Genomic DNA, 377 nt, shown 5'->3' on the forward strand with positions numbered 1-377 from the left:
TTCAAGCCAGGGTCTTTTTCATCCAGTAATGTATCGTATTCTTCTTGAGCACACTCGGCATTATCACGTGCCGATTGCATTCGATAGCTCGTTTCTGCCCAAATTCTCTGATAGTAAGCTCTAGATTCCTCAATAACTGACTGACCATCAAAAGCAAAACGAATCTTATCGTCTTCGTTGGTCTGGCCAATTACTAGCGTATGCTCACCTAAGCCCGCAGCAGTGAATTGCTGAAGAACCTCTTCAGTATTACCTTGCTTAACCTGGATGACTGCACCTAGCTCTTCATTATAAAGTTCTCGCGCGAAGTGGCTGGAGTCTTCAGCCAACAAGTCCAGCTTAACGTCAACACCTACACGCCCAGCGAATGACATTTC

At 45.4% G+C, this 377-nt stretch carries 1 protein-coding gene; it reads right to left on the reverse strand.

All coding sequences use genetic code 11. From position 1 onward, the window contains the following. Positions 1 to 377 (reverse strand): hypothetical protein (locus tag A3729_RS09130; RefSeq protein WP_156497830.1); only part of this gene is annotated, 377 nt, incomplete at both ends.

This window comes from Oleiphilus sp. HI0043, assembly GCF_001634935.1.